The following is a 5,180-nucleotide window of genomic DNA, read 5'->3' as shown; positions in this document are numbered from 1 at the left end:
CCGCAAGTCATCACCGGGCTTGTCCCGGTGACCTCGCTGCGAAAAGCGCCGCGCCATACCGAACGGGGTGGCCGGGACGAGCCCGGCCATGACAAGGGTCGGATGCAGCCTACCCGCCGCGCGGGAATTCCAGGCCCATCTCGCGGTAGCGTTCCGGATCGTCGCTCCAGTTCTCGCGGACTTTGACGAACAGGAAAAGGTGCACCTTGGTTTCGGCAATCTCGGCGATTTCACGCCGAGCGGCTTGGCCGATGGCCTTGATGGTCTGGCCGCCCTTTCCGAGCACGATCATGCGCTGACTGTCGCGCTCGACGAAGATCGTCTGCTCGATCCGCACCGATCCGTCGGGACGCTGCTGCCATTGGTCGGTTTCGACGGTGGATTCGTAAGGCAGCTCCTCGTGAAGGCGCTCGTAGATCTTTTCGCGGGTGATCTCGGCGGCGAGCATGCGCAGCGGCGCATCCGAAATCTGGTCTTCGGGATAGAGCCACGGTCCCGCCGGCATCATACCGGCAAGCTCTCGTTTCAATGCCGCCAGTCCGTCGCCTTTGAGCGCCGAGATCATGAAGGTATGCGTGAAATCGACCTTCTCGTTGAGCTTGGCCGAGAGCGCCAGCAGCGTCGAACGTTCGATCAAGTCGATCTTGTTCAGGATGAGGATCTTCGGACGTTTGAGGTCCGGCAGCTTCGCCAGAATGGCCTCGGCCTCTTCATCGATCCCGCGGCGGGCGTCGAGCAGGAACGCGACGGCGTCCGCATCCGCCGCACCGCCCCACGCGGACGTGACCATCGCACGGTCGAGCCGGCGCTTCGGCTTGAAGATGCCGGGTGTATCGACGAACACGATCTGCGCGTTGCCTTCGATGGCGATGCCGCGCACCAGGGCACGGGTCGTCTGCACCTTGCGGGAGACGATCGAAACCTTCGATCCCACGAGGGAATTGAGCAGGGTGGACTTGCCCGCATTCGGCGCACCGATGAGCGCGACGAAGCCGGCTTTCGTTTGGGTCACTTCAGGCTGAGCCATGCTCTTCCTCTGTCCACACTTGTTCGCGCATCAACAGGGTGCGCGCTGCAGCCTGTTCGGCAATCCGTTTCGACGTTCCGGTGCCGAACTCGTCCTCCGTGCCCTGCACTTTCACCATCACGCGAAAACGCGGCGCGTGGTGGGGTCCGGTCTGCTCGACGATAGCGTAGGTGGGGGTCGGAAGGCCCCTACCCTGCGCCCATTCCTGCAAAGCACTTTTCGGGTCGCGCATAGCGCGGCGGGGGGAATCGAGCTTCCCCTTGAACGCACCCTCGATCACGATCTTCGCGGCATCATAGCCGCCATCCAGGAAGACCGCACCGATGATCGATTCGCAGACGTCCGCCAGGATCGTCGGGTTGCGGCGCTCGCCCGAGAGCGCCTCGCCGGCGCCGAGCTTCAGATGTGGAGCGACATCCCAAACAGTCGCGACCTCCGCGCAAGTCTCTCGGCGCACGAGTTCCGACAGGCGACGGGACAATTCGCCCTCGCTGGCCTCCGGAAAGCTCGCATAGAGCATCTCGGAGACGACGAGGCCGAGCACGCGATCCCCGAGAAACTCGAGCCGTTGATAGCTCGCGCCGGTCGCAGCCGGCGAGGCGCTCACGTGCGTCAGCGCCAAATCCAGCAGACCGGCGTCCTTGAAGCGGTAGCCGAGTGTCGTCTGCAATTCGTCTGGGTTGGATTTGCGGCGAGCCACGGGCCTAATGAATCCGGTCGAACATACGGTTCCACCGGATATAGCGCGGCCATTCCCAAGGCCGCCAAAGGGACGCGTTCTCATCGATGGAGAAGAAGATGATTTCGGCCCTGCCGATGAAGTTCTCGAACGGCACCTCGCCGACACTCGCCTCGTCGCGGGAATCCGTCGAATTGTCCCGGTTGTCGCCCATCATGAAGAAATGGCCCGGCTTCACGACATAGACGTTTGTGTTGTCCCAATATCCGCGATCTCCGTCCCGTTCGATGACGAAGTGAGACGTTCCTTCCGGAAAGGTCTCCTTGTACTGCGGCACGGCGATGGGGCGGCCATAGAGATCGGTGGTCWGGTAATCCTCGACGCGCTCGCGTTTTACCGCCTGCCCGTTGATCTGGAGCACGCCGCCGATGACCTGGATCCGGTCGCCGGGGAGGCCGACGACGCGCTTGATGTAGTCGGTGGAATTGTCCTTTGGCAGCTTGAAGACCGCGATGTCACCGCGCTTGGGCTCCGAGGCCAGGATCCGGCCGGAGAAAACGGGAGGTCCGAAGGGGATCGAATAGCGCGAGTAGCCGTAAGAATATTTGGAGACGAACAGGTAGTCCCCGATCAGAAGGGTCGGGATGAGCGATCCGGACGGAATGTTGAAGGGCTGGAAAAGGATCGTGCGGACGACGACCGCAATGAGAAGGGCCTGGACGATGACCTTGATGGTCTCCCACAGGCCGCCTTCTTCCTTCTTGACCTTGACGTTTTCGTTCACGTGAAATCACCCATGCTTCGGGACGTCCGCATAGCCTATGACGCCTTGGGCCGCAACGCGGCCGGATTACCTGAGGGCCGCAATGCGGCCGGATTGCCTTGAAACGCGACGGCACTTCTGATCATGCGCGAGGAAGGGCCTCGATGATGACGAAGGCTTGTGCGAGGGGCGGCTCGTCCGTCAGCGACACGTGCACGAAAGCCTCGTACCCCGGCGGCGTCATCGCTTGCAGACGCTTCAACGCTCCCCCGGTGAGGCGCATGGTCGGGCGCCCTCCGGGAAGGTTGACGACCTCCATGTCGCGCCAGAAAACGCCTTGATTAAGGCCGGTTCCGAGCGCTTTGGAGCAAGCCTCCTTGGCCGCGAAGCGACGGGCGTACGACGGCGCGCGGGCCCGTCGGCGGTCGCTTTTCGCCCGTTCGCCAGGCGTAAAGATCCGATGGGTGAATCGGTCCCCAAACCGCGCGATGGAGCGCTCGATGCGCCGAATGTCGCAGAGGTCGGAGCCGATGCCGATGATCATGCGGCTTGCGCCCGGCCGGCATCCATTGCCGCCCGCATCGTCCGAACGGCCTCGTCGAGTCCCATGAAGATGGCTTCGGCGATGAGGAAATGGCCGATGTTCAGTTCCGCGATCTGCGGAATGGCCGCGATGGCGCCGACGGTGTCGAACGTCAGTCCGTGGCCGGCATGGATCTCCAATCCAAGCGAGGCGCCATGCTCGGCCGCCCGGCGGATACGCTGGATCTCGTGAGCCACGCGCTCGTGATCAGCGGCCAAGGCCGCTTCGCAATAGGTGCCGGTGTGCAGTTCAACGACCGGCGCTCCGAGGCGGTTCGCCGCTTCCATGACCTCGATTTCCGGTTCCACGAAGAGCGACACGCGGATGCCGGCGTCCCGCAATTCGGCAATTGCCGGCAGGAGGCTTGCGTGGCTGCCGATGATGTCGAGCCCGCCTTCGGTGGTGCGCTCCTCCCGCTTCTCGGGCACCAGACAAGCTGCATGGGGACGCCAGGCGGTCGCGAGGCGGACCATCTCCGCTGTCGCCGCCATCTCCATGTTGAGCGGCACGAAAAGCTGCCGCCGCAGCCGCYCCATATCCTGATCGCGGATGTGCCGGCGATCTTCGCGCAAGTGCGCGGTGATCCCGTCGGCACCGGCCAGCACGGCCAGATGAGCGGCGCGGATCGGATCGGGATAGGGACCGCCGCGCGCATTCCGAACGGTGGCGACGTGGTCGATATTGACGCCGAGGCGTAAAGGGGGAGTCGTCATAGGATTGTTTTAGCCGATTGATGGTGTTTGGCTAGCGGGCGGGCGGCGATATCCGCACGTCTCGCCGTGCCGGTTCGCACGATCAACCATTGCAGACCATTCTATAGCGGGAGCATGTTTTGATGTGGTCCTTCTTGGCTCTCGCCACGGTCGGCTATTTCTACGGTCAAACCGAAGCAGGCCGGATCGATGCCTGCTTGGACAACGGCGGCGCTTGGAATTACGACGAAGGCCGATGTGAAGGCGAGAGAACGCGATAAGTTTCGCCTGCGACCTTGTCTTGGATCCGGAAACCCTCTATAGCCGCCGCTTCGCGTTCGCTCCGGCCGGGGGCTGAACGGACGGTCTGGCTCGCCAGGCAGGATTTCTCGCAGATCCGTCGTCCCGTGTCTCCGCCTTCGACAACCGCTCGGGCCTTGCAGGCTCGAAGGGCTTGGCGCCGATCGGACGCGCGAACCGGCTCTAGACACGAGTTATTTGTGCCTAAGCTTGAACTCACCCTTGAGAAAGGCCCGCTATGCCTCTCTATGAGCATATCTTTTTGGCTCGCCAGGACGTTACGTCCCAGCAGGTCGAAGCGATGGTCGAGACCTATAAGTCCGTCGTCGAACAGAACGGTGGCAAGGTCGAGAAGACCGAAATGTGGGGCGTCAAGTCCCTCGCCTACCGCATCAAGAAGAACCGCAAGGCGCACTTCACCCTCTTCAATCTCGATGCCCCGGCTCCGGCCGTTGCCGAGATGGAGCGCCAGATGCGCATCTCCGAAGACATCCTTCGCTTCATGACCGTCCGCGTCGACGAGCTCGAGAGCGAGCCGTCGGTGATGATGCAGAAGCGTGACCGTGACGAGCGCAAGGACCGCGAGCGTCGCGAGCGTGACGGCGGCGGCTACGAAGGCGAGGAGAACTGATCATGGCATTTGGTGCTGGTGGTGGTGGCGGCGGTGGTGGCCGTCGTCCTTTCTTCCGTCGTCGCAAGACCTGCCCGTTCTCGGGCCCGAATGCGCCGAAGATCGACTACAAGGATACGAAGCTTCTTTCGCGCTACATTTCCGAGCGCGGCAAGATCGTGCCCTCGCGTATCACGGCCGTTTCGGCCAAGAAGCAGCGCGAACTCGCCCAGGCGATCAAGCGCGCGCGCTTCATGGGCCTGCTGCCCTACGTGATCCGCTAAGCCTACACGAACGACCACCCGGCGGACTGATCCGCCGGGTGCCAAAGACCACTCGACGGTGCAATCCCGTCGGATTTGTTGGGGCGCAATCCCCTAACCCTGCCGTCGAGCAGCGGGACAGCGAGAGACATGAACTTTATCATTACAGGAATCGGCGCGGGCCTCGTCTCGGCGCTCCTGACCGCGGTGATCGCAAAAGCGACGCCGCTGGCAGCCGTCCTGTATCTGCTCGCTCCCATTCC

At 62.9% G+C, this 5,180-nt stretch carries 7 protein-coding genes; 2 read left to right on the top strand and 5 right to left on the bottom strand.

The genetic code is table 11. The annotated features are described in order from the left end of the window. Positions 1-109: 109 nt before the first annotated feature. The 5 genes from era to AC1DT3_RS11595 all read right to left on the bottom strand — a co-directional run bounded on the left by era (position 110) and on the right by AC1DT3_RS11595 (position 3,765). A complete protein-coding gene (gene era / locus AC1DT3_RS11615; protein WP_477465411.1) occupies positions 110-1,027 on the bottom strand; it encodes a GTPase Era in 918 nt (305 codons plus the stop codon). Further along, entirely contained in the window at positions 1,014-1,727 is a 714-nt protein-coding gene (gene rnc / locus AC1DT3_RS11610; protein WP_477465410.1) for a ribonuclease III, read from the bottom strand. The genes era and rnc overlap by 14 nt, the downstream gene beginning before the upstream one ends. A gap of 4 nt (positions 1,728-1,731) precedes the next feature. Further along, positions 1,732-2,490, bottom strand: coding sequence for a signal peptidase I (lepB, locus tag AC1DT3_RS11605; protein ID WP_477465409.1), 759 nt, complete (start codon positions 2,488-2,490; stop codon positions 1,732-1,734). A 121-nt stretch (positions 2,491-2,611) separates the two neighbouring features. Further along, the gene (acpS, locus tag AC1DT3_RS11600) at positions 2,612-3,013 is read right to left on the bottom strand and encodes a holo-ACP synthase (protein WP_477465408.1); all 402 of its coding nucleotides are present in this window, start codon (positions 3,011-3,013) and stop codon (positions 2,612-2,614) included. Continuing rightward, entirely contained in the window at positions 3,010-3,765 is a 756-nt protein-coding gene (locus AC1DT3_RS11595; protein ID WP_477465407.1) for a pyridoxine 5'-phosphate synthase, read from the bottom strand. Before AC1DT3_RS11595 ends, acpS begins: the two co-directional genes overlap by 4 nt. Before the next feature lie 517 nt (positions 3,766-4,282). Between AC1DT3_RS11595 and rpsF the strand changes: the two genes are divergently transcribed. Continuing rightward, positions 4,283-4,675 carry a 30S ribosomal protein S6 gene (gene rpsF, locus AC1DT3_RS11590; RefSeq protein ID WP_477465406.1) on the top strand — a complete coding sequence of 131 codons (393 nt, stop codon included), beginning with the start codon at positions 4,283-4,285 and terminating at the stop codon, positions 4,673-4,675. A 2-nt stretch (positions 4,676-4,677) separates the two neighbouring features. Next, positions 4,678-4,938: a 30S ribosomal protein S18 gene (rpsR, locus tag AC1DT3_RS11585; RefSeq protein WP_477465405.1), complete on the top strand. Its 261-nt coding sequence runs from the start codon at positions 4,678-4,680 to the stop codon at positions 4,936-4,938. Positions 4,939-5,180: the final 242 nt, after the last annotated feature.

The organism is Microvirga sp. P4_G7 (genome assembly GCF_056401005.1).
The sequence above is the reverse complement of the archived record's forward strand: the minus strand, read 5'-3'. Positions and strand labels throughout refer to the sequence as shown.